Origin of the sequence: Pseudomonas sp. 67(2021), from assembly GCF_017491835.1 — a bacterium.
Taxonomy (GTDB): Bacteria; Pseudomonadota; Gammaproteobacteria; order Pseudomonadales; family Pseudomonadaceae; genus Aquipseudomonas; species Aquipseudomonas atacamensis.
Genome location: NZ_JAFGYL010000003.1, coordinates 258248 through 279646 on the forward strand (window position 1 = coordinate 258248; position 21399 = coordinate 279646).

Annotated in this window: 21 protein-coding genes and 1 riboswitch; of the genes, 7 read left to right on the forward strand and 14 right to left on the reverse strand. The window is 61.6% G+C overall.

The features are described 5' to 3' along the window. Positions 1 to 53: 53 nt before the first annotated feature. From J5M66_RS06760 to cobO, 6 genes are read right to left on the reverse strand one after another with little or no spacing between them, the layout of a single operon-like run. On the reverse strand, positions 54 to 1505 hold the full coding sequence (locus J5M66_RS06760; protein WP_207807433.1) for a cobyric acid synthase: 1452 nt from the start codon (positions 1503 to 1505) through the stop codon (positions 54 to 56). Then, positions 1502 to 2494, reverse strand: coding sequence for a threonine-phosphate decarboxylase CobD (cobD, locus tag J5M66_RS06765; protein ID WP_207807434.1), 993 nt, complete (start codon positions 2492 to 2494; stop codon positions 1502 to 1504). Before cobD ends, J5M66_RS06760 begins: the two co-directional genes overlap by 4 nt. Then, complete coding sequence (gene cbiB / locus J5M66_RS06770; RefSeq protein WP_016773707.1) at positions 2487 to 3395, reverse strand: adenosylcobinamide-phosphate synthase CbiB; 909 nt, start codon at positions 3393 to 3395, stop codon at positions 2487 to 2489. The genes cobD and cbiB overlap by 8 nt, the downstream gene beginning before the upstream one ends. Continuing rightward, positions 3392 to 4042: a 5,6-dimethylbenzimidazole synthase gene (gene bluB, locus J5M66_RS06775; protein ID WP_207807435.1), complete on the reverse strand. Its 651-nt coding sequence runs from the start codon at positions 4040 to 4042 to the stop codon at positions 3392 to 3394. The genes cbiB and bluB overlap by 4 nt, the downstream gene beginning before the upstream one ends. Then, entirely contained in the window at positions 4039 to 5439 is a 1401-nt protein-coding gene (locus tag J5M66_RS06780) for a cobyrinate a,c-diamide synthase (RefSeq protein WP_123442811.1), read from the reverse strand. The genes bluB and J5M66_RS06780 overlap by 4 nt, the downstream gene beginning before the upstream one ends. Further along, positions 5436 to 6047 (reverse strand): cob(I)yrinic acid a,c-diamide adenosyltransferase, encoded by a 612-nt coding sequence (cobO, locus tag J5M66_RS06785; RefSeq protein ID WP_016773703.1) that lies wholly within the window; start codon positions 6045 to 6047, stop codon positions 5436 to 5438. The genes J5M66_RS06780 and cobO overlap by 4 nt, the downstream gene beginning before the upstream one ends. Positions 6048 to 6128: 81 nt before the next feature. Beyond that, positions 6129 to 6359: riboswitch (cobalamin riboswitch) on the reverse strand. Positions 6360 to 6521: 162 nt separating this feature from the next. Here cobO and J5M66_RS06790 point away from each other — a divergent pair. Together J5M66_RS06790 and J5M66_RS06795 are read left to right on the forward strand one after the other, a co-directional pair. Then, positions 6522 to 7106: a hypothetical protein gene (locus tag J5M66_RS06790; RefSeq protein WP_123442812.1), complete on the forward strand. Its 585-nt coding sequence runs from the start codon at positions 6522 to 6524 to the stop codon at positions 7104 to 7106. 66 nt (positions 7107 to 7172) lie between these two features. Next, a complete protein-coding gene (locus tag J5M66_RS06795) occupies positions 7173 to 8486 on the forward strand; it encodes a sorbosone dehydrogenase family protein (RefSeq protein ID WP_123442813.1) in 1314 nt (437 codons plus the stop codon). Positions 8487 to 8619: 133 nt separating this feature from the next. On the opposite strand, the gene J5M66_RS06800 is transcribed toward J5M66_RS06795, so the two are convergent. The 5 genes from J5M66_RS06800 to J5M66_RS06820 form a co-directional block, all read right to left on the reverse strand. Then, complete coding sequence (locus J5M66_RS06800; protein ID WP_016773700.1) at positions 8620 to 9156, reverse strand: C40 family peptidase; 537 nt, start codon at positions 9154 to 9156, stop codon at positions 8620 to 8622. A 215-nt stretch (positions 9157 to 9371) separates the two neighbouring features. Beyond that, positions 9372 to 9989 (reverse strand): NlpC/P60 family protein, encoded by a 618-nt coding sequence (locus J5M66_RS06805; protein WP_016773699.1) that lies wholly within the window; start codon positions 9987 to 9989, stop codon positions 9372 to 9374. A 191-nt stretch (positions 9990 to 10180) separates the two neighbouring features. Beyond that, entirely contained in the window at positions 10181 to 10885 is a 705-nt protein-coding gene (gene hda, locus J5M66_RS06810; protein ID WP_207807436.1) for a DnaA regulatory inactivator Hda, read from the reverse strand. A gap of 206 nt (positions 10886 to 11091) precedes the next feature. Beyond that, a complete protein-coding gene (locus J5M66_RS06815) occupies positions 11092 to 12165 on the reverse strand; it encodes an AI-2E family transporter (protein ID WP_016773697.1) in 1074 nt (357 codons plus the stop codon). A 34-nt stretch (positions 12166 to 12199) separates the two neighbouring features. After that, on the reverse strand, positions 12200 to 13258 hold the full coding sequence (locus J5M66_RS06820; RefSeq protein ID WP_207807437.1) for a DUF2066 domain-containing protein: 1059 nt from the start codon (positions 13256 to 13258) through the stop codon (positions 12200 to 12202). Between the two features lie 373 nt (positions 13259 to 13631). Here J5M66_RS06820 and purM point away from each other — a divergent pair, with 373 nt between their 5' ends. Genes purM through J5M66_RS06835 form a run of 3 tightly spaced genes read left to right on the forward strand, consistent with a single transcriptional unit; the run spans position 13632 to position 16062 of the window. Further along, a complete protein-coding gene (purM, locus tag J5M66_RS06825; protein ID WP_016773695.1) occupies positions 13632 to 14690 on the forward strand; it encodes a phosphoribosylformylglycinamidine cyclo-ligase in 1059 nt (352 codons plus the stop codon). Beyond that, positions 14690 to 15340, forward strand: coding sequence for a phosphoribosylglycinamide formyltransferase (gene purN, locus J5M66_RS06830; protein ID WP_024012162.1), 651 nt, complete (start codon positions 14690 to 14692; stop codon positions 15338 to 15340). The genes purM and purN overlap by 1 nt, the downstream gene beginning before the upstream one ends. Positions 15341 to 15348: 8 nt before the next feature. Next, the gene (locus J5M66_RS06835; RefSeq protein ID WP_056783915.1) at positions 15349 to 16062 is read left to right on the forward strand and encodes a DUF3108 domain-containing protein; all 714 of its coding nucleotides are present in this window, start codon (positions 15349 to 15351) and stop codon (positions 16060 to 16062) included. A gap of 191 nt (positions 16063 to 16253) precedes the next feature. On the opposite strand, the gene J5M66_RS06840 is transcribed toward J5M66_RS06835, so the two are convergent. Both J5M66_RS06840 and J5M66_RS06845 read right to left on the reverse strand, forming a co-directional pair. Beyond that, a complete protein-coding gene (locus tag J5M66_RS06840) occupies positions 16254 to 17879 on the reverse strand; it encodes a methyl-accepting chemotaxis protein (RefSeq protein WP_207807438.1) in 1626 nt (541 codons plus the stop codon). A 122-nt stretch (positions 17880 to 18001) separates the two neighbouring features. Then, complete coding sequence (locus J5M66_RS06845) at positions 18002 to 19063, reverse strand: amidohydrolase family protein (RefSeq protein WP_207807439.1); 1062 nt, start codon at positions 19061 to 19063, stop codon at positions 18002 to 18004. A gap of 129 nt (positions 19064 to 19192) precedes the next feature. Here J5M66_RS06845 and J5M66_RS06850 point away from each other — a divergent pair, with 129 nt between their 5' ends. Next, on the forward strand, positions 19193 to 19609 hold the full coding sequence (locus J5M66_RS06850) for an OsmC family protein (RefSeq protein ID WP_024012159.1): 417 nt from the start codon (positions 19193 to 19195) through the stop codon (positions 19607 to 19609). Positions 19610 to 19670: 61 nt separating this feature from the next. Further along, complete coding sequence (locus J5M66_RS06855) at positions 19671 to 20543, forward strand: pirin family protein (RefSeq protein WP_207807440.1); 873 nt, start codon at positions 19671 to 19673, stop codon at positions 20541 to 20543. Between the two features lie 86 nt (positions 20544 to 20629). Here the strand turns inward: J5M66_RS06855 and J5M66_RS06860 are convergent, their stop codons facing one another. Beyond that, positions 20630 to 21358, reverse strand: coding sequence for a dienelactone hydrolase family protein (locus J5M66_RS06860; RefSeq protein ID WP_207807441.1), 729 nt, complete (start codon positions 21356 to 21358; stop codon positions 20630 to 20632). Positions 21359 to 21399: the final 41 nt, after the last annotated feature.

Genomic DNA, 21399 nt, shown 5'->3' on the forward strand with positions numbered 1-21399 from the left:
TCGCAGTTCCCTGTGGGAGCGAGCCTGCTCGCGAAGAGGCCAGCCAGGACAACTCAAATCCCGCAGAGCTGACGCAACAGCCCGGTATCCAGATGCTTCTCCACCAGATCCGCCAACCGCTCGATATCACGCTCGCGCAAGCTGTGGTAATCGACTTCCTGCACATCACTCAACCCGGCCCAGCGCAACAACGCCGCGCTCGCCTCGGGGGATTCGAACAAGCCATGCAGATAGGTGCCGAACACCTGGCCATCGGCACTTTGCGCACCATCGCAACGACCGTCGTCCAGATGCACCGCCGGCGTTTCCAGCCCCGGCCCGCTGGTTACGCCAGCATGAATTTCGTAACCGCTGACTGCGGCGTTTTCCAGCGCCAGCCGCCCGCGCACGTTGCGCAGTTGCTTCTCGGCTTCGAGCTGCGTTTCGAACGCCAGCAGACCCAGCCCCGCGCTGGAGCCGGCAGCGCCTTCCAGCCCAAGCGGATCGTGCACCTGTTCACCGAGCATCTGCAGACCGCCGCAAATCCCCAGCACCTTGCCGCCGTAGCGCAGATGCCGATTGATCGCCGCGTCCCAGCCGTTGGCGCGCAGATAAGTCAGATCACTGCGCACGCTTTTCGAGCCCGGCAGGATGATCAGGTCGGCGGCGGGAATCGCCTGCCCCGGGCCGACAAATTGCAGATCCACCTGCGGATGCAGACGCAGCGGGTCGAAGTCGGTGTGATTGCTGATACGCGGCAGCACCGGCACCACCACTTTCAACACCTGCTCGGCCTTGTCGGTCTGGCGTTGGTCGATGCCGTCCTCGGCTTCAAGGTGCAGGTCCATCACGTACGGCAACACGCCGACCACCGGTTTGCCGGTGCGTTGTTCCAGCCAGTCGAGGCCCGGTTGCAGCAAGGCGATATCGCCGCGAAAGCGGTTGATGATGAAGCCTTTGACCCGCGCCTGTTCACTCGGCGAAAGCAATTCCAGGGTGCCGACCAAATGCGCAAACACGCCGCCGCGATTGATGTCGGCGATCAGCAAAACCGGGCAGTCCACCGCTTCGGCAAAGCCCATGTTGGCAATGTCGCCGGCGCGCAGATTGATCTCCGCCGGCGAACCGGCGCCCTCGACCATTACCAGCGGATAGGCAGCGCTGAGTCGCTCGTGCGAGGCGAGCACCGCTCGCATCGCGATGGCCTTGTAATCGTGATAGGCGACGGCGTTCATCGTCGTCACCGCGCGGCCATGAATGATCACTTGCGCGCCGGTGTCGCTGTTGGGCTTGAGCAATACCGGGTTCATGTCGGTGTGGGGTTCGAGAAAGGCCGCTTGCGCCTGCACTGCCTGCGCGCGGCCGATCTCGCCGCCGTCAGCGGTGACTGCGCTGTTGAGCGCCATGTTCTGCGGTTTGAACGGCACCACCGCCACGCCCTGGCGGGTGGCCCAGCGGCACAACGCCGTCACCAGAGTGCTTTTGCCAGCATCGGACGTGGTGCCTTGCACCATCAGAGTGGTCATGGATTGTCCTTGGTGAAAGCTTGCAAAGCCTGTTCGAGGCGCAACTCTTTCGCGGCATCGGCCGGCAGGCCGAAACGCACACTGCTGTTGTGGCTGAACAGGCGCAGGAGGATGCCGCGCCGGGCGAGGAATTCGTGCAGCGCTTCGGCGTGCTCGGTGATCAGCCACTGAAACAGCGCGCAGCCGCCCTGCGGTGCAAAACCGCAACGTGTCAGCAACGCCGCCAGCCGTTCGCTCGCTTCATCGCTGCGAATCCGCTGACGGGTATGGCCCTCGGTGTCTTGCAGGCACGCCGTACCGAGCACCCGCGTCGGCCCGCTCACCGCCCACGGCCCGACCTGTTCGGCGAGCAGTTTGAGCAACTTGCGCTCGCCCAGAACGAAACCGAGGCGCACCCCGGCCAGACCGAAAAACTTGCCGAACGAACGCAACACCACCAGCCCGACCTGATGCGCATAGGGCGCCAGGCTCAGTTGCGGCGTGTTGTCCATGAACGCTTCATCGACCACCAGCCAGCCGCCGCGTTGCGCCAGCCGCGCATGCCAGTCGAGCAGGCGCGCCGGGGTCAGGCTGAGGCCGGTCGGGTTGTTCGGATTGACCACCACCAGCACATCAAGACTGTCGAGAAAGAATTCGACTTCCTGCTCGAGCACTTCACGGACAATGTAACCGCTGCGCCGCCACGCTTCGGCATGCTCGGCATAGCACGGCGACAACACGCCGACCTTGCCGGCCCGGCGCAGACGCGGCAGCAACTGGATAGCCATTTGCGAGCCGGCCACCGGTAGCACCTGCGCGGCGCCGTAATAATCGCAGGCGGCCTGTTCCAGACCGTCATCGGTTTCCGGCAAGCGCGCCCAGGCGCGTAGCGGGATTTCCGGGATCGGGAACGGCCATGGCGCGAGGCCGCTGGACAGGTCGAGCCAGTCGGCTTCGGCAATCCCGTAATCGAGTGCAGCCTTGCGCAACCGGCCACCGTGCTCAAGCATAAAATTCCGCCCCCAGGCAAAGCATCAGCAGCCACAACCATACGCCGCGCTGGACCAATTGCCAGCCACGGTCGATGGAATCGGCATCGGCCGGCGCACCTTCGCCCAGTTGCGGGCGCTCATGCAGTTCGCCGTGATAGATCGCCGGGCCACCCAACTCGACGCCCAGCGCACCGGCACCGGCCGCCATCACCGGGCCGGCGTTGGGGCTGTCCCACTGCGGCGCCTGGGTGCGCCAGCATTTGAGCGCGAGGCGGGTTTTGCCCAGTAGCGCGTAGGTCAATGCCACCAGACGCGCAGGAATGTAGTTCAACACGTCGTCGATTTTCGCCGCCGCCCAACCGAAACGCTCGAAGCGTTCGTTGCGATAACCCCACATCGCATCGAGGGTATTGCTCAAGCGATACAGGACCACGCCCGGCGCGCCGGCGACGACAAACCAGAACAGCGCAGCGAACACCGCATCGCTGCCGTTCTCCAGCACCGACTCAGTCGCGGCGCGGGCAACCGCAGTGCCGTCGAGTTCATCGGTCTGGCGGCTGACCAGATAACCGACACGCTTGCGCGCCTCGTCCAGATCATCGGCGCGCAACGCCGCCGCAACCGGCGCAACATGTTCGCCGAGGCTGCGCATGCCGAGGGCGCAATACAACGCGAGAATCTCGACAATCCAGCCGACATAAGGCGCCCAGGAAAATGCTGTGGCGAGCAAGGTCAGCGGCAGTACCGCGATAACCCACGCGGTCACGCCATGGCTGCGCCAGCCACGACCGCCGGCGTTGAAGCGTTGCTCGATGCGCCCGGCAAAATTGCCGAACGCCACCAGCGGATGCCAGCGTTTCGGTTCACCGAGCAGCGCATCCAGCGCTACCGCGGCGACACTCAGCAACGCCACACTCATTGACTCACTCCCCAATAATTTTCGTACAGCAACTCGTTGAGCGGCCGCGCCTGCGCCCAGCCTTCAAGTACCAGCATCGGCGCCGGATAGAATTCCCTGACCGGGCCGAGACACAACACCGCCAGCGGCTTGGCACCGACCGGCAACTTGAGCAAATCCGCCAATGCCTGCGGTTCAAACAGCGAGACCCAGCCCATGCCCAGGCCCTCGGCACGGGAGGCCAGCCACAGATTCTGGATCGCGCAGGACAACGAGGCCATGTCCATTTCCGGCAACGTGCGCCGACCGAAGATGTGCTTTTCGCGATCGTCCATCAGCGCCGCGACCAGCACCTCAGCGCAGTCGTTGATGCCTTCGACCTTGAGTTGCATGAACTCATCGCTGCGCTCGCCAAGGGCTTCGGCGGTGCGGATGCGCTCTTCTTCCACCAGATCGCGGATCTGCCCGCGCAGAGCACGATCGCTGATGCGGATGAAGCGCCACGGCTGCATCAGGCCGACGCTCGGCGCTTGATGAGCGGCCTCGAGCAGACGGCGCAGCAGCTGCGGTTCGACGCTGCCGCCGGTGAAGTGGCGCATGTCGCGGCGTTCGGCGATGGCCTTGTAGACCGCTGCGCGTTCGGCTTCGGAGAATGCGTTGTCGGTCATGGCCCCATCGCTGGCAAGCCAGCTCCCACAGTGGGCGGTGCAATACCTGACGAAACGCAATCCCCTGTGGGAGCTGGCTTGCCAGCGATGGCGGTCTCAAGGCCGGGCGCAAACAGCGCAGCGACAGCCACAGGATTCGACGGGAAATAAAAGTGCACATAGGAAGCCGTCATCCGCCCCTCGCGATAAACCGCCTCAGCACCGCGCCCGCCATTGGGACTCAGCCCACGGGCAATCGGCGTCAGCTCGGTTGTAGTCAGCGAATGGTGATACGTATGCCCCCGCAAGGAACCTTCCGGCAACTCAACCGCCTGCAACGCCAACGCCGCGAGACGCTTCTGCATCACCGCCTCGCCCTTGAGCAAACCGACCAGCTCAGCACGGGTGCCTTCCACGTCGGTCAGCGAATCAAGCAGATAAAGCATGCCGCCACACTCGGCGAGCAACGGCTTGCCCGCCGCATGGTGCGCGCGGATCGCCGCCAGCATTGAGGCGTTTTGCGCCAGCGCGACGTGATGCAGTTCCGGATAACCGCCCGGCAGATACAGGCTGTCCGCCTCGGGCAATCGGGTGTCGCGAATCGGCGAGAAAAACTGCAGTTCGGCGCCCATCGCCCGCAGCAGATCGAGACTGGCGCCATAGGTGAAGGCAAAGGCTTCATCGCGGGCAACGGCGATGCGCACACCTTTTAATAGAGGCTCTGCGGCGATGAGGTCAGGCGCGGCGAATTCAACGGCGGGTGGCAGCGCGACCTCGCAACTGCTGGCCAGCGCATCGGCGGCCGCGTCGAGGCGCAGATCCAGATCATTCAATTCGCTGGCCTGAACCAGGCCGAGGTGGCGGCTCGGCAATTCGATACCGGTTTCGCGGGACAGCGCACCGTACCAGCGCAGACCTTCGGTGAGGCTGCCTTCGAGCAATTGCGCATGGCGCAAGGTGCCGACGCGGTTGGCCAGCACGCCAGCGAATGGCAAGTCCGGCTGATACTTCGCCAGGCCCAGCGCCAAGGCGCCAAAGGTCTGCGCCATGGCGGTGCCGTCGATCACGCCGAGCACCGGCACACCGAAGTGGCGCGCCAGATCAGCGCTGGATGGCGTGCCGTCGAACAGGCCCATCACCCCTTCAATCAGAATCAGGTCGGCTTCGGCGGCGGCTTCCCACAACAGGCGGCGACTTTCCTGCTCGCCGACCATCCACATGTCCAGTTGATACACCGGCGCACCGCTGGCGCGCTCGAGGATCATCGGGTCGAGAAAATCCGGACCGCATTTGAATACGCGCACCTTACGCCCCTGATTGCGATGCAAACGGGCGAGTGCAGCGGTGACGGTGGTCTTGCCCTGACCGGAGGCCGGCGCGGCAATCAATACCGCCGGGCAGTGACGTGGTTGCTTCAAAGTTCGACGCCTTTCTGCGCTTTGATCCCGGCCTGGAAGGCGTGCTTGAGCATGCCCATCTCGGTGACCGTGTCGCCCATCTCGATCATTTCCGGCTTGGCGCCGCGACCGGTGACCACCACGTGCTGCATCGGCGGACGCGCCTGCAAATCGCTGAGCACCTGATCGAGATCGAGGTAGCCGTGCTTGAGGGCGATGTTCAATTCGTCGAGCACCACCAGACCGATCGAAGGGTCGCGCAACAATTCGCGGGAGACTTCCCAAGCGGCGGTCGCCGCGGCGATGTCACGTTGGCGATCCTGGGTTTCCCAGGTGAAACCTTCGCCCATGACGTGGAAACGCACCTGCTCGGGGAAGCGGCGGAAAAACAATTCTTCGCCAGTGCTGTTGCGGCCCTTGATGAACTGCACCACGCCGCATTGCATGCCGTGGCCCATGGCGCGGGCGAGCATGCCGAATGCCGAGCTGCTCTTGCCTTTGCCGTTGCCGGTCAGCACCAGCACCAGGCCACATTCGTCGGGCGAGTTGGCGATGCGTTCGTCGATCACGGCTTTCTTGCGCTGCATGCGCGCCAGATGGCGTTCGTCACGCTCGGGGGAATCAGTCATGGGGGAGCTCTCCGTTGAGGCTGGATAACGGCGGGCAGGCACAAGAATAGACGGCAAAAAGCCTGGCATCGCCCACCGTGATGCCGTTGAGATGGATCAGGCCGGTCTCCGGGCTCATGAGCGGCGTTTCGCCTGACTGCGCGCCTTCCCGCTTCTTTCGAGGCAGTGGCTCAAGGCGCAGTTTTCACTCATTTACCGTTGCGGGGGCAGCGCCGGGATCGTCGTGGCTTCGCTTGAAGACCACACTCACCGGCTTCCCTGTTTCACTCTGTCGACGCGGGGCCACAGAGCACCTGAAACAAGCGGCGAAGGTTAGAGGGTTGGGGGTGGAGCGTCAATTGAAGAGGCGCTTTGCGCGCGAATAACTGCCGCTGATCAAATGTGCAGCGGCAATCTTGTGCCAGACTGTGACAAGTGATATCAAAGAGCCATGCTTTTTCCGAAAAGCCCACTACAACAATAAGGATGACGACGATGCAAGGCATGATCATCAGCAACCCGCGCTTGGAATTCCTGCGCCCGGTGCTGGAACGCTGGTTTGACTGTATCGATCGCTACAACACCGTTCGCGGCGACAACGACACGCCGTACTGGCACGACGAGAAAGCCAATCTGGGCCTGCTCGCGGCAGCGGCGTGGATGGCTGAAATGGTCACGCTGAACGACACCGCCACGCGCAAACAGAACGAAGAAGGCGAACGCAATGCCCGCGCCGATCTGTTAATTGCCGGCAGCGAAGACCGTGCATTCATTCAGGCCACGCAACGCTGGCCACGGGTCAACAACCTCAACCTGACCCAGGCCCTGCTCGACATCACCGTTGATGCCAAGCGCATCAGCTACGCAAGCGATCTCAAGCTCGGCTGCCTCTTCATCGCTCCGCAAAAAGCCCAGCACAGCGCCAGCCCTGAAGAACTGCAGGACATGGTCGACGACCTGCAAAAGGAACACACCTGCGCCGTGGCCTGGTATTTCCCCTACGCCTATCGCAAATTGCACAGCGACGCGGGCAACTATCATCCGGGCATCGCCGTGCTGTTCAAGGAAGCCCGCGGTTGAGCAGTTGAACCATCGGGCCTGCGCCCTCCTCTATGTTTAGGAATGCATTCATAGGGAAGATCAGCAATGCGCAAGGCCCCACTCGCTCTCATCATCGCCGTCGCTGGCGGGCTCGCTGCCTGCGGTGAAACCTCCAGCCTGCAAGTTTCCGACGGCACCGGTCCGTCACCGAAACTGCCCGAACCGAACAAGACACTGATCCCGACAGTCAACATCGCCCCGGCGGTGGGCTGGCCGGACGGCGCGAAACCGACCGCAGCGGCCGGCACCCAGGTCGCGGCGTTTGCCGAAGGACTCGATCACCCGCGCTGGCTCTACGTGCTGCCCAACGGCGATGTGCTGGTGGCGGAAACCAATGCGCCGCCCAAGCCCGATGACAGCAAAGGCATTCGTGGCTGGGTGATGAAGAAAGTCATGGGCAAGGCCGGTGCCGGCGTACCCAGCCCGAACCGCATCACCCTGCTGCGTGATGCCGACCACGATGGCGTCGCGGAAACCCGCACGGTGTTCCTGCAGAACCTCAATTCGCCGTTTGGCATGACGCTGGTTGGCAATGATTTGTACGTTGCCGACACCGACCGCCTGCTGCGCTTCAACTACGAGCCGGGCGCCACCGAGATCAAAACCCAACCGATCAAAGTCGTCGACTTGCCCGGCGGCACGCTGAATCACCACTGGACCAAGAACGTCATCGCCAGCAAGGACGGCAACAAGCTCTACGTCACCGTCGGCTCGAACAGTAACGTCGGCGAAAACGGTCTGGATCAGGAAGAAGGCCGCGCGGCGATCTGGGAAGTGGATCGGGCGACCGGCAATCACCGGATCTTCGCCTCGGGCATCCGCAACCCCAACGGCCTTGCCTGGGAACCCACCAGCGGCGCCTTGTGGACAGCGGTCAACGAGCGTGACGAAATCGGCAGCGATCTGGTGCCGGACTACATCACCTCGGTCAAGGACGGCGGCTTCTATGGCTGGCCGTTCAGCTACTACGGGCAACACGTCGATGTGCGAGTCAAACCGCAGAATCCTGATCTGGTGGCCAAGGCCATCGCTCCGGATTACGCCGTCGGTCCGCACACCGCTTCGCTGGGCCTGACCTTCGCCGAGGGCAACCGCTTGCCGGCGCAATTCAAGGAAGGCGCATTCATTGGCCAGCACGGCTCGTGGAACCGCAAACCGCACAGCGGCTACAAGGTGATTTTCGTGCCGTTCACTGGCGGCAAACCGACCGGGCAACCGGTGGATGTGCTGACCGGTTTCCTCGACAAGGATGAGAACGCGCTGGGCCGCCCAGTGGGCGTGGTGATCGATCAGCAAGGTGGCTTGCTGGTGGCGGATGATGTCGGGAACAAAGTGTGGCGTGTGTCGGCCACGAAGTGATGTTGAATGTGACTTGAAACAACTGTGGGAGCGAGCCTGCTCGCGAATGCGTAGTGTCAACCTCCATTGAATTGGCTGATACACCGCTTTCGCGAGCAGGCTCGCTCCCACATTAGAATGTATGCGATTTTTACTACGGGTTATGCGCCAGCTGCCCCGGCTGCAACACTCGCTTGGCGCTCAGATACGCCTTCTGCCAATAGGCCTTCGACAGGCTATCAAGCTTGACCGTGCCACCCGTGGCCGGTGCATGCACGAAGCGCCCCTCACCGACGTAAATCCCCGCATGACTGACCTGCGAGCCGCCATTGGTGGCGAAGAAAATCAGGTCGCCGGTCTGCAAGCCTTCCTTGCCGACATTCGGCGCCTGCATGACGATCATTTCGCGGGTCGAGCGTGGCAGCGAAATTCCCGCCGCGTCGCGGTAGACGAAACCGATCAGACCACTGCAATCGAAACCGGAATCTGGCGTGTTGCCGCCCCAGCGATACGGCGTGCCGACCAGGCCGAGGGCGCGGAACAGCACGTCTTCAGCAACGGGAGAAAAAGCCTGGGAAGGACCGAACACGATCGGCGCGCGAACCACGGGGGCTGGCGGCGGTGTACGGCTGGCGCAGGCGCTGAGCAGCGCGGCGCAAAGGATCAAGGTGAGGCGGGCCGACATCGTCATAAGCAGAACATCCTGATCTGGCTGCGGCTTTCTCTGCAGAATGGACAGAAACAAAACCGCCTGCGTCATCACGCAGGCGGTTTGCCATCAATATAGATTCAGGATTCTAGCGGCTACGCGGCAAACTTCAAGTAAGACTTTAACTTCACCTTGTAAAGTTTAGGTCTACTCCGTTGCCGTGCCGTTTTGTCGCCGCGAACGCAGCGACCTCGGGCTTACTTGCGAGCGGTGACCACGGTCGGCGCCATGGCGAGTGCACGCTTGGCTTCGATGAAGGTCTTGCTCCAGTAGCTGTCACCCAGGCTGTCGATGCGAACACCGCCGCTGCGACGACTGCTGGAGTGGATGAACTGATTGTCACCCAGGTAGATCCCGGCGTGACTGACACGACCGCGACGACCATTGGTGGCGAAGAACAGCAGATCACCCGGCTCAAGGTTGCTGCGCGAAACCAGCGGCGCATCAACGTTGATCATTTCGCGAGTAGAACGCGGCAGGTTCATGCCCGCCTCTTCACGGAACAGGTAACCGATGAAACCGCTGCAATCGAAGCCGGCTTCAGAGGTACCGCCGAAACGGTAACGGGTACCGATCAGGGACATGCCGCGTTCGAGGATGCTGTCAGCCAGAACAGGAAGCTGATAAGGCTTGCTGCCGTTGAACTGGTTGAGTTCTTTTTCGGTGTCCAGCTCTTCCTGGTAAATAACGGAAGACTGGGCAGTAGCAGAATTCTTGACCTGTTGCGGCGGCTCTTGAACCGGAGAATGAGCAGCACAACCGAATAACAGGGTAACGAGTGCGAGAGGCACGAGGGGTGCGAAGCGCTTTAGCATGGGCACGACCGTGGCTGATAGTTGTAAAGAAGCCGAGACTATGCCCGCTATCGTCCTCATTTGCAAATTCAATCGAACTTTATGTGACTTCCCGGTTTCGCGTTTACATCTAAGCGCGTAACTCGCCTAGCCGGTGGATCGCCGCAGATACGCGGGTTTTCTGGCGCCTGAAAGCTGGCAAAAGCCCACTACTACCAGCCGAGTGTTTCCTTGAGAAAGGGAATGGTCAGCTTGCGTTGCGCCTGCAATGAAGCCTGATCAAGCCGCTCGAGGAGATCGAACAGCGCGCTCATGCTGCGCGTGCCGCGAGTGAGAATGAAGTGCCCGACTTCATCGGTCAGGTGCAGACCGCGACGGGATGCGCGCAATTGCAGCGCACGCAATTTGTCTTCATCAGAAAGTGGGCGCATCTGGAAGATCAGCGCCAGGGTCAGACGGGATTTCAGGTCAGCCAGCTTCACAGGCAGTTCGCGCGGTGAAGTGGACGCGGCGATCAGCAGGCGCCGGCCGCTGTCACGCAGACGGTTGAACAGATGAAACATCGCCTCTTCCCAGTCGGCCTTGCCGGCAATCACCTGCAAATCATCCAGGCAGACCAGTTCGTACTGTTCAAGGTTGTCGAGGATTTCCACGCCGCGGTCCATCAACTCGGCCAGCGGCAGATACACCGCCGGTTCGCCCATCTGCTCGAAGCGCAGGCACGCGGCCTGCAACAGATGCGTGCGCCCGACGCCGTGCTTGCCCCACAGGTAGATCAGGCTCTCTGTCCACCCGGCGTCGGCTTCGCAGAGACGCTCGACATAGCCGAGTGCAGCGGCATTGGCGCCTGGGTAGTAGTTGATGAAGGTGGCGTCGTCACGCAGACGCACACCTAGGGGCAGCTGAATCGGTTTCATGCTGACTGAACAGTTCTCAAAGGAACCGTTAGTGGCCTCTGTGTAAAGTTGGCGAAGTTTATACCCGTGAGGCTGAGCGCACAATGCGACAGACCCCAAGCAAAATCAAAGGTTTGCGTTGACGCAGCGGTTTTGTGACGGATTCTCTGGCGCCCTCGCCTGCACGACACGGGCCAGCCCGGCCAAGCGCCGGGCTGGCCCTCGCATCACAGCTCGGGTTCGTCGACGCCGCTGTAGATCCCGGAATCCTTATACAAGTCGTGGACATGACGCACCAGCACCATGATCACCGCCGCCACCGGCAACGCCAGCAGAACGCCGGTGAAACCGAACAGCTCGCCGCCAGCAAGGATCGCGAAGATCACCGCCACCGGGTGCAGGCCGATGCGGTCCCCGACCAGTAGAGGCGTCAGCACCATGCCTTCCAGTGCCTGACCGACCATGAACACTGCGACGATCCCGACCATCGGGTACAGATCGCCACCGAACTGGAACAACCCGGCGATCAATGCCGCGCCGATGCCGATGACAAAACCCATGTACGGCACGATCGCCGCGAGACCGGCAATCAGGCCGATCAACAGCCCCAGCTCCAGACCGACGATCATCAGGCCTGCCGCGTAGATCACCCCCAACGCAACCATCACCAGCAACTGCCCGCGCACAAACGCGCCGAGCACTTCGTGGCACTCGCCCGCCAGCGCAACCACGCGCTCTTCGCGATCACGTGGGAGCAGGCTGCGGATCTTGCCCATCATCACGTCCCAGTCGCGCAGCAGGTAGAAGCTCACCACCGGAATCAGCACCAGGTTTGCCAGCCAGCCGATCAGCGCCAGGCTCGAGGCCGTCGCCTGACTCAGCACCACGCCGACGATGTCGGTGGTCTGGCCCATGTGCTCGCTGATCGCGGCTTTGACCTTATCGAATTTCCAGAAGCCGTCCGACAGCCCCAGTTTCGCTTGCGCCCACGGCACAGCGGTGTGCTGCAACCAGTCGAGCATCTGCGGCGCCAGCTCGTACAGACGCAGCAACTGCTTGGCGAGCATTGGTACCAGCACCAGCAGCAACGCGGTGACGATCAAGGTGAACAAGGCAAACACGGCGATCACACCCCAGGTTCGCGACAGCCCGAGCCGCTCCAGACGATCCACCAACGGGTCGAACAGATAAGCCAGCAACAACGCGACCAGAAACGGCGTGAGGATCGGGTGCAGCAACCATACAAACGCGCAAAGCAGGACTACCCCACCGAGCCAGAACCAACGCCGCGTATCGGCCATTTACCACTCCTGATGCTTCTATATAAGGAAAGACTTACCAGCGAAACCGCAACGACGGTGCCGCCGCTGCCGGGGGTGGCGCTGCCACCGCAGGCGCACCATCCGCCGCTGGCTGGGCAGGCGCCACCGGGGCCGGCGCTTCGGCCGGCAGTTCCTGCAACTTCGCCAGCGACAATTGCGCGCGCAATTGATCGACGCTGCCATTGACCCGGTAGACGATCCGATCACCCTGCACGCTTTGCAGACGCACGCCGAACGGTTCGAGTAACCGCAGCAGCGCCGCATAATGCTCCAGATTCATGCCCTGCACTTCCAGGGTCTGCTGACCCGACGCGCCGGGCTTGGCGACAAATCGCGGCGCCAGACGCTCGGCTACCGCCAGCATCACCGCATCGGCAACCGCAGCCTGATCGGCGCCCTGCACGCTGCCGGCCTCTTTCTGATCACCGAGCCACAAGCGCCATTTCGCCTGCCACTGCCCGCCCTCTTCGCGCGCGTGCACCGCCAGCAAGGCGTCAGCGTTGTAGCGTTCCGAAGCACTGCGCAGGGGCGCCGGATCAGCGCTTTCCAGCGCCGGTGCGGTGGCAACCAATTGCTCGCTGAGATCAGCCAGCGGCAAGCGCAGTGGCAAACCGCGATGTTGCGCGGCCGTGCGCAACATCGCGGCTGCGGCCTGACCATCACCGACCAGGCTCCCACCTTCAGTCGAATCGTTCAGCCACCAGCCGAGGATCGACGGTCGACTGGCGCCCCACACCGGTAACCCGGCCCGGCGCAAGGCCTGCTCGGTGGTTGCCGGATCGAAGTCGACTTTCAGCACTTCCGGTGGCCCGGCGTCGAAACCGAACTGGCTGATGATCTGCTGCGGATCCTTGCGAATCGGCGCCAGCCCCGGGTTCTGCGCGGCTTTCGGGTCGCCGGTCAGGCGCAGCACCAGGGTATCGAGCGCTGCCTGCGTGGCGCGATCGCGCTCTTCCGGCGCCTGGCCGTTGACCGGCTGACGCACCTGATACAGGCCTTTGAGGTTTTCGGCATGGCTCGCCAGGCTGACCAGCGTCAGGCAGCCTACAAATAACAATTTACAAAAACGCATGGAAAATTCCCGTCGACAGGAGCGGCTGGAACACGCCGCGTGAACCGTTTGAGCAAGGCTGTGACCCCCTCCCCTGGCAAAACATTCACACGGTGGCGGTAAGTTTTTGCACAGTCCTAACGATAGACGGTTAATCGCCACACCTTATACAGGCAGTCATACCCTGCGATTGCAAAAAATTTCCGCCGATATGGCCCTGCCCGTCGGTGCGAGGATGGCCGCTGCCCCTCAAGCCTGATAAAATCGCGCGCCTTCGCAGACCGGCAACAGCCGGGCCCCTCGAAACTCGCGTGAGGCGATCGCCCATCGAGTTCGATGTTCCCGCTGAACTCGGTCGTTACCCCCTGAATCCCCTCCCCTAAAGGCCTGGATCATGAGCAAGCAACCCTCCCTGAGCTACAAGGACGCCGGTGTAGACATCGACGCCGGTGAAGCATTGGTCGAACGCATCAAGAGCGTCGCCAAGCGCACTGCGCGCCCGGAAGTCATGGGCGGCCTGGGCGGTTTCGGCGCCCTCTGCGAAATCCCGGCCGGCTACAAGCAGCCAGTGCTGGTCTCCGGCACCGACGGCGTCGGCACCAAGCTGCGTCTGGCGCTGAACCTGAACAAGCACGACAGCATCGGCATCGACCTGGTCGCAATGTGCGTCAACGATCTGGTGGTGTGCGGCGCCGAGCCGCTGTTCTTCCTCGACTACTACGCCACCGGCAAACTGAATGTCGACACCGCTGCCCAAGTGGTTACCGGCATCGGCGCTGGCTGCGAACTGTCGGGTTGCTCGCTGGTTGGCGGCGAAACCGCTGAAATGCCAGGCATGTATGAAGGCGAAGACTACGACCTGGCCGGCTTCTGCGTCGGCGTCGTGGAAAAGGCGGAAATCATCGACGGCTCGAAAGTCGCCACCGGTGACGCCCTGATCGCCCTGCCATCGTCCGGCCCGCACTCCAACGGCTACTCGCTGATCCGCAAAATCATCGAAGTCTCCGGTGCCGACATCGAGAACACCCAGCTCGACGGCAAACCGCTGACCGACCTGCTGATGGCCCCGACCCGCATCTACGTCAAGCCACTGCTCAAGCTGATCAAAGACACCGGCGCTGTGAAGGCCATGGCCCACATCACCGGTGGCGGCCTGCTCGACAACATCCCACGCGTGTTGCCAAAAGGCGCGCAAGCAGTGGTTGACGTGGCCAGCTGGACTCGCCCGGCCGTGTTCGACTGGCTGCAAGAGAAAGGCAACGTTGATGAAACCGAAATGCACCGCGTGCTCAACTGCGGCGTCGGCATGGTCATTTGTGTAGCTCAGGAGCACGTTGAAGTTGCGCTGAACACCCTGCGTGACGCCGGCGAGCAGCCTTGGGTCATCGGTCAGATCGCCGTGGCCGCCGAGGGCGCTGCGCAGGTCGAGCTGAAGAACCTCAAGGCTCACTGATGCCAAAGTCCTGTGATGTCGTGGTGCTGTTGTCCGGCACCGGCAGTAACTTGCAGGCTCTGATCGACAGCACGCGGACCGGCGACAGCCCGGTCCGCATCGCTGCGGTGATTTCCAACCGCGCCGACGCCTACGGCCTGCAACGCGCCCGCGACGCGGGTATCGCCACCCGCTCGCTGGATCACAAAGCATTCGAGGGCCGCGAGGCCTTCGATGCCGCGTTGATCGAACTGATCGACCAATTCAACCCCAAACTCGTGGTACTGGCCGGCTTCATGCGCATTCTCAGCGCTGATTTCGTGCGCCACTACCAGGGTCGCCTGCTCAACATCCACCCGTCGCTGCTGCCCAAATACAAAGGGTTACACACTCATCAGCGTGCGCTGGAGGCCGGCGACACGGAACATGGCTGCTCCGTGCACTTCGTCACCGAGGAACTCGATGGCGGACCACTGGTCGTACAAGCAGTATTACCGGTAGAGTTGCATGACACGCCGCAGAGTCTGGCGCAACGAGTCCACGCTCAGGAACACCTGATCTACCCGATGGCAGTACGCTGGTTTGCCGAAGGCAGGCTGACACTCGGTGACCAGGGTGCTTTACTCGACGGCCAGTTACTCGCCGCCAGCGGCCACTTGATTCGACACTAGGAGATATTATGCGTCGCGCCCTGCTCTTCGCTTGCGCTCTGCTCGCCCTGCCCTTCGCGCAGGCAGCGGACCTTCAACCGTTCTCCGCCAGCTACACCGCCGACTGGAAGCAGCTGCCCATGAGCGGCACCGCCGAACGCAGCCTGACCAAGGAAGCCGACGGCGTCTGGAAGCTCAGCTTCAAGGCATCGATGATGATCGCCAGCCTGACTGAAGAGAGCACCCTGAAGCTGGACAAGGACACCCTACTGCCGCAGTCCTACCACTTTGAACGTGGCGGTCTGGGCAAAGCGAAAAAAGCTGATCTGGACTTCGACTGGGCCAACAAACTGGTGACCGGCACCGACCGTGGCGACGCGGTGAAGATCCCGCTGAACCGTGGCATGGTCGACAAGTCGACCTATCAACTGGCGCTGCAGCACGACGTTGCCGCCGGCAAGAAAAGCATGAGCTATCAGGTGGTTGATGATGGCGAAGTCGACACCTACGACTTCCGCGTGCTGGGTTCGGAAAAGGTCGACACCAAGGCCGGCCAGATCGACGCCATCAAGGTCGAACGCGTGCGCGATCCGACACAAAGCAAACGCATCACCGTGCTGTGGTTCGCCAAGGACTGGGATTACCTGCTGGTGCGTCTGCAACAGGTCGAGACTGACGGCAAGGAGTACAACATCATGCTCCAGGACGGTACGGTCAACGGCAAGACTGTCAAAGGCAGCTGATCGACCGCAACAACAAAGAGCCCCGCGAATGCGGGGCTTTTTATTGCCCGCAGTTTACGCAAACATAACAATCCCTGTGGGAGCGAGCCTGCTCGCGAAGGCGTCTGCTCAGCCAACCTTTTCAGTGGCTGACACTGCGCTTTCGCGAGCAGGCTCGCTCCCACAGGTTTCAATTGCAATGGATTGCGCGGTCACACCGAAAACCGCGCCACCATCCCGTTCAGATCCACCGCCAACTTCGACAACTCCTGACTCGCCGCACTGGTCTGATTGGCCCCCGCCGATGTCTGCATTGCCAGATCACGAATATTCATCAGATTGCGATCCACCTCGCGCGCCACCGCTGCCTGCTCTTCCGAGGCGCTGGCGATGACCAGATTGCGCTCGTTGATCAAGGTAAACGCCGAGGCAATTTCCTCCAGAGCCGAGCCTGCGCTCTTGGCCAATTCCAGAGTCGAGCGCGCCCGAGAATTGCTTTGCTGCATCGAACTGACCGCCGAATCGGTGCCCTGCTGGATCCCGCCGATCATCTGCTCGATTTCCTGGGTCGACTGCTGGGTGCGATGCGCCAGCGCGCGCACTTCATCCGCCACCACTGCAAAGCCACGCCCGGCATCGCCGGCGCGCGCGGCTTCGATCGCGGCGTTGAGGGCGAGCAGATTGGTCTGTTCGGCGATCGAGCGAATCACGTCCAGCACTTTGCTGATGCCATGAACCTTTTGCGCCAGCGCCTCGACCTGCGCGGCATTATTGGTGACATCGCCAGCGAGAAACTCGATCGACGTCACCGTCTGCTGCACTTGCTCGCGCCCTTGGCGGGCGATGCGGTCGGATTCGCGGGAAGCTTCAGACGTGGCCATGGCGTTGTTCGCCACCTCTTCCACCGCCGCCGTCATCTGGTTGACCGCAGTGGCGGCCTGTTCGATTTCCTGACTTTGCTGATGCAAGCCGCGAGTGGCATCTTCGGTGACGCTGCTGAGTTCTTCGGCGGCCGAGGCCAACTGGGTCGACGACTCGGAAATGCGCCGGATCGTGTCGCGCAGATTGTGCTGCATGCTTTTCAGCGCTTGCAGCAGGCGCGCCGGCTCGTCTTTGCCGGAGATGAGAATGTCACCGGTCAAATCCCCACCGGCCACCACCTCGGCCACGCTGAGCGATTGCGACAATGGCACGACGATGCTGCGCGTCAGCAGCAATGCCAGGCCGACGGTAATCAGCGCGGCCATGGCGATCATTACTGCGACCCATAGCCGCGATTGCTTGAACACCAGCCGCGCGGCCTCAGTGGCCAGACCGGCATTCTGTTTATTCAACTCGACCAGCTCACGCAAAGTGGCGGCGATTTCATCGGCCAGCGGGCTCATCTGATCATTGAGAATCGTCGCAGCCTCAGCGACCCGATTCTGTGCCGACAGCTGTAGGACTTGTGCCTGAAGCTCAAGGTATTTGTGCTCGGTGCCCTTGAAGCGTTCGAACAATACGCGCTCTTCAGGCAGCACGATCAACGCGTCATAACGCTGCTGCGCTTCGCTCAAGCCACTGCGCAGCTCGTCGAGCTTGGCGACATTCTGCTCCAGTGCCTTGGGGTCACGGTTGAGCAACAGGCGCATGGTCAGTGCGCGCAGGCGCAGCATGTCCTGACTCATCTCACCCACCGCCATCACGCTTGGCAGCCAGTTGTTGTCGACTTCATCGGACTGCGCACGCATGTTCGACATTTGCAGCAAGGCGAACGCGCCAAGGGCAAACACCATCAGGGCCAGCAGGCCAAAACCGAGACCGGCACGCGGGGCAATATTGAGACTACGGATATTCATCACTCTGGCTCCTTCCAAAAGCGCTGCATCAGCCTGCAGCGGGTTGCTTTAGAAGGTATCGGCATTGCCCTGAAATTGCGTAAGACGAAAAAGCGATAGGCAGACGAGTGGCTAGTCCGAACTCATGGCTTTGACGTTTCAGCGCGGACCGGCGGGTTTACAGTGTTGCGCGGCAATATCGCCAGGAAGTTATCCCGCGCGACTTTGCGCGCCACCGCCTCCGGCAGCGCATCGAGAAACGGCTTGTAGCTGTGCATTTCCTGACCGAGCTTGTTGAACCGTCCTACTACGTCTGAGCCGAGCATGAAGCGCTCGGGATACTTTTCCACCAGCGCCAGCCATTCGGCGCGCGGCTTGCCCTGCTCGTCGAGCAAGTACGGCGTGAGCATGCTCCACGACAGGTCGATGAATAGATTCGGATGAGCCTCAAGCATGCGCGTCAGGGTTGGCAGGAGAAACGGTAATTGCGTTTGATGCCGATGAATCTCGGCGCTGGTGCCGGCGTGCGCCCAGATGAACCGCGTGTGCGGATGATTACGCAGCGGCTCTTCAACTTCCTTCAGATACAGCGGATTTTTCTCACGCTTGGAAGTGATGTTGGAATGCAGCATCACCGGCAGATCGTTTTCCGCAGCGAGGTGATAGATCCTGGTCATCGCCTCGTTGTTGGCCCGGGGTGTGTCGCCGGAGGTCAGCGCGGTCAGGTCATCGTGCCGGGTAAACACCTCGCCGATGCCCTGCCACAAACCCGGATACAGGTCGAGCATGCGCTGGATGTGCGCGGCGGAATTCTTGTCATTGGGATTGAAACCGGACAGGAACGGATGAAAGTACTGGCGCTGCTCCGGCGCCAGTTTTTGCACCGCGTCGGCAATGATCACATCGGTGGCGCTGTACCAATAGGCATCGGCGTCATCACCGGCGTAATAACGCGGGCGCTTGGGTTCGTCTTCATGCCATTTCTTCGCCACGGGAATGCCGGAAATCATCACGTGCTCGATGGAATTTTCTTTCATGGCCGTGAGCAATTTCTGCATGCCGGCGCTTTCCTGGAAAAAATCCACGTAATGCAGGTGCGCATCGCTGTAAGTGTATTCGCGGGCACTGGCGCTGCCAGCGAACAGCAGCAGACAGGCAAGACTCAGACGAGACAAGGACACAAGTAATCTCCGGCAGATGGGCATAGCCTAGACCGCGCCCGAACGACAAGGGTTCATCCCTGCCGAAAAGCGGAACGCCCACTGCCGGGAATGCTCTATAACTGCAAGGTCTGCTTTGATCGAACGATTTTTCCTGCCGCCTGTGAGGTTTCCATGACTGTTACCGTCAATACCGTCTCCGCTGAAGGTTTTCGTCACACCGTCCAGATCGACGACCATGAATTGTTTGCCGATGTACCGAAAACCTCCGGGGGTGAAGGCACCGCGCCAGAGCCACACGATTACTTCGACGCTGCGCTGGGCGCCTGCAAAGCGCTGACCGTGAAAATGTATGCGAAGAAAAAAGACATCCCGCTGACCGGCGTGGGAGTCGAGGTAAAGCGCGACAACAGCCAGGAACAGAAAGGCAAATACGCCCTGCATGTCACCCTCACCCTTAAAGGCGTACTGACCGACGCCCAGCGCGAGGAACTGCTGCGTGTGGCCGATCGCTGCCCGATTCACAAATTGATGACCACCAGCGAAGTCAGCATCGAAACGCACGCACCGCAAGGCTTCGACAGCCAATAATCCTCCTGATGCCAGCGGCGGGTTATGCTTCTGGCATCACCCGCTCAGCCTGGAATGCACCATGGACACGCCACTCCTGATCATCCGCCCGCGCGCCGAAGACGTCGAAGGCCAGCCGATTCTGCGCCCGCTGCCGTCAGCCAAATGCCGCAACGTCGGGCCTTTCGTGTTTTTCGACCACATGCTCGAGACGATTTATCCGACGGGTAAAGGCATGGATATCCGCCAGCATCCGCACATTGGCCTGTCGACACTTACCTATCTGTTCGAAGGGCAATTGCAGCACAAGGACAGTCTGGGCTCCGATCAAGTGGTCGGTGCCGGCGATGTCAGCTGGATGACCGCCGGCAGCGCCATCGCCCACGTCGAGCGTACGCCAGCGCCACTGCTCGCCGAGACCTTCACCTTGCATGGCCTGCAAGTCTGGCTGGCCTCGCCCAAGGCACACGAACAGGGCCCGGGGCATTACAGCCATCACCCGGCAGCGATGCTGCCGGTCAGCGATAACCTTGGCGTGCAGATTCGCATGATTGCCGGGTCAGGCTTTTGCCTGGAATCGCCGGTGCCAGTGCTTTCTCCTACGCTGTATGCGGAAGTGAAGATGCAGACCGCGACCACCCTGCTGATTCCCACCGAGCATGAAGAACGCGCGGTGTACGTGTTGAGCGGGGATGCGCAGTTGAATGGCGAGGCGATCGAGCCGCATGCGCTGGTGGTGTTGCCAGCCGGCGAAGAGATGAGCCTGTTTGCCGAAAGCGATGTGCACGCGGTGGTGTTCGGCGGCGCGGCGCTGGACGGTCCGAGGCGGATCAACTGGAATTTTGTTGCAAGCGATTCGGCGGCGATTGATGAGGCACGGCGCAAGTGGGCAGCCGGGGATTGGCCGACGGTGCCGGGGGAAGTCGAGCGGATCGAACTACCGGCAAGCCGTTAAAAGCAAAAGATCGCAGCCTTCGGCAGCTCCTATACCGGATTCATGTAGGAGCTGCCGAAGGCTGCGATCTTTTGATCTGAGGGCAATCAGCCCTTGAACACTTCATCCAGCAAATCATGCATCGACTTGAACGCGCGCTTGGCGGTCTTTTCGTCGTACATCATCTTGCCCGGCACATTGGCGTGCGGATCGGTAAACGAGTGCACCGCGCCGCCGTAGCTGAGCAGTTGCCAGTCGACCTTGGCCGCGTTCATCTCATCTTCGAATGCCGGCAGTTGCTCTTTCGGCACCAATGGATCGGACGCGCCATGCAGCACCAGCACCGAGCCCTTGATGTTCTGCGCATCCGCCGGGTTCGGCGAATCCAGCGTGCCGTGGAACGACACCGCCGCTTTTACCGGCGCGCCGGTGCGGGCCAGGTCCAGCGCACAGCAACCACCGAAGCAGAAACCGAACACCGCCAGTTTCGAAGTATCCACCGTGGCTTCGCCCTGGCTCTGCAATTGCTCGAAAGCCACTTGCAGACGTTTGCGCAGCAGCGCGCGGTCGTCCTTGAGCGGCATCATTGCTGCCAGCGCCTCATCAGCGTTCTGCGGACGTACGCTCTGGCCGTAGACATCCGCGATCAGCACCACGTAACCCTTGGCCGCTACCGCTTTGGCGATGTCTTCGGCACCGGCGCTGACGCCCATCCAGTTCGGCGCCATCAGCAAACCCGGGCGCGCAGCCTTGTGCTCGGCGTCGAACGCCAGGCGACCTTCATAGGCCTGGCCGTCAATCTGATAGACCACGGAACGTACAGTGACTTGGCTCATTTCTGACTCCTGATTGAGTAAACACCAGAACGAAAAAACCC

What these genes read in the sequence shown, in the direction of transcription:
- cbiB (WP_016773707.1), bottom strand. Translation starts at nt 3,395, where the DNA reads ATGAGTGTGGCGTTGCTGAGTGTCGCCGCGGTAGCGCTGGATGCGCTG.
- J5M66_RS06800 (WP_016773700.1), bottom strand. Translation starts at nt 9,156, where the DNA reads ATGACGATGTCGGCCCGCCTCACCTTGATCCTTTGCGCCGCGCTGCTC.
- purM (WP_016773695.1), top strand. Translation starts at nt 13,632, where the DNA reads ATGAGCAAGCAACCCTCCCTGAGCTACAAGGACGCCGGTGTAGACATC.
- J5M66_RS06855 (WP_207807440.1), top strand. Translation starts at nt 19,671, where the DNA reads ATGGACACGCCACTCCTGATCATCCGCCCGCGCGCCGAAGACGTCGAA.
- J5M66_RS06860 (WP_207807441.1), bottom strand. Translation starts at nt 21,358, where the DNA reads ATGAGCCAAGTCACTGTACGTTCCGTGGTCTATCAGATTGACGGCCAG.
- J5M66_RS06795 (WP_123442813.1), top strand. Translation starts at nt 7,173, where the DNA reads ATGCGCAAGGCCCCACTCGCTCTCATCATCGCCGTCGCTGGCGGGCTC.
- J5M66_RS06850 (WP_024012159.1), top strand. Translation starts at nt 19,193, where the DNA reads ATGACTGTTACCGTCAATACCGTCTCCGCTGAAGGTTTTCGTCACACC.
- J5M66_RS06815 (WP_016773697.1), bottom strand. Translation starts at nt 12,165, where the DNA reads ATGGCCGATACGCGGCGTTGGTTCTGGCTCGGTGGGGTAGTCCTGCTT.
- J5M66_RS06840 (WP_207807438.1), bottom strand. Translation starts at nt 17,879, where the DNA reads ATGAATATCCGTAGTCTCAATATTGCCCCGCGTGCCGGTCTCGGTTTT.
- hda (WP_207807436.1), bottom strand. Translation starts at nt 10,885, where the DNA reads ATGAAACCGATTCAGCTGCCCCTAGGTGTGCGTCTGCGTGACGACGCC.
- J5M66_RS06790 (WP_123442812.1), top strand. Translation starts at nt 6,522, where the DNA reads ATGCAAGGCATGATCATCAGCAACCCGCGCTTGGAATTCCTGCGCCCG.
- J5M66_RS06820 (WP_207807437.1), bottom strand. Translation starts at nt 13,258, where the DNA reads ATGCGTTTTTGTAAATTGTTATTTGTAGGCTGCCTGACGCTGGTCAGC.
- J5M66_RS06760 (WP_207807433.1), bottom strand. Translation starts at nt 1,505, where the DNA reads ATGACCACTCTGATGGTGCAAGGCACCACGTCCGATGCTGGCAAAAGC.
- J5M66_RS06845 (WP_207807439.1), bottom strand. Translation starts at nt 19,063, where the DNA reads ATGCCCATCTGCCGGAGATTACTTGTGTCCTTGTCTCGTCTGAGTCTT.
- J5M66_RS06835 (WP_056783915.1), top strand. Translation starts at nt 15,349, where the DNA reads ATGCGTCGCGCCCTGCTCTTCGCTTGCGCTCTGCTCGCCCTGCCCTTC.
- purN (WP_024012162.1), top strand. Translation starts at nt 14,690, where the DNA reads ATGCCAAAGTCCTGTGATGTCGTGGTGCTGTTGTCCGGCACCGGCAGT.
- J5M66_RS06805 (WP_016773699.1), bottom strand. Translation starts at nt 9,989, where the DNA reads ATGCTAAAGCGCTTCGCACCCCTCGTGCCTCTCGCACTCGTTACCCTG.
- bluB (WP_207807435.1), bottom strand. Translation starts at nt 4,042, where the DNA reads ATGACCGACAACGCATTCTCCGAAGCCGAACGCGCAGCGGTCTACAAG.
- cobD (WP_207807434.1), bottom strand. Translation starts at nt 2,494, where the DNA reads ATGCTTGAGCACGGTGGCCGGTTGCGCAAGGCTGCACTCGATTACGGG.
- cobO (WP_016773703.1), bottom strand. Translation starts at nt 6,047, where the DNA reads ATGACTGATTCCCCCGAGCGTGACGAACGCCATCTGGCGCGCATGCAG.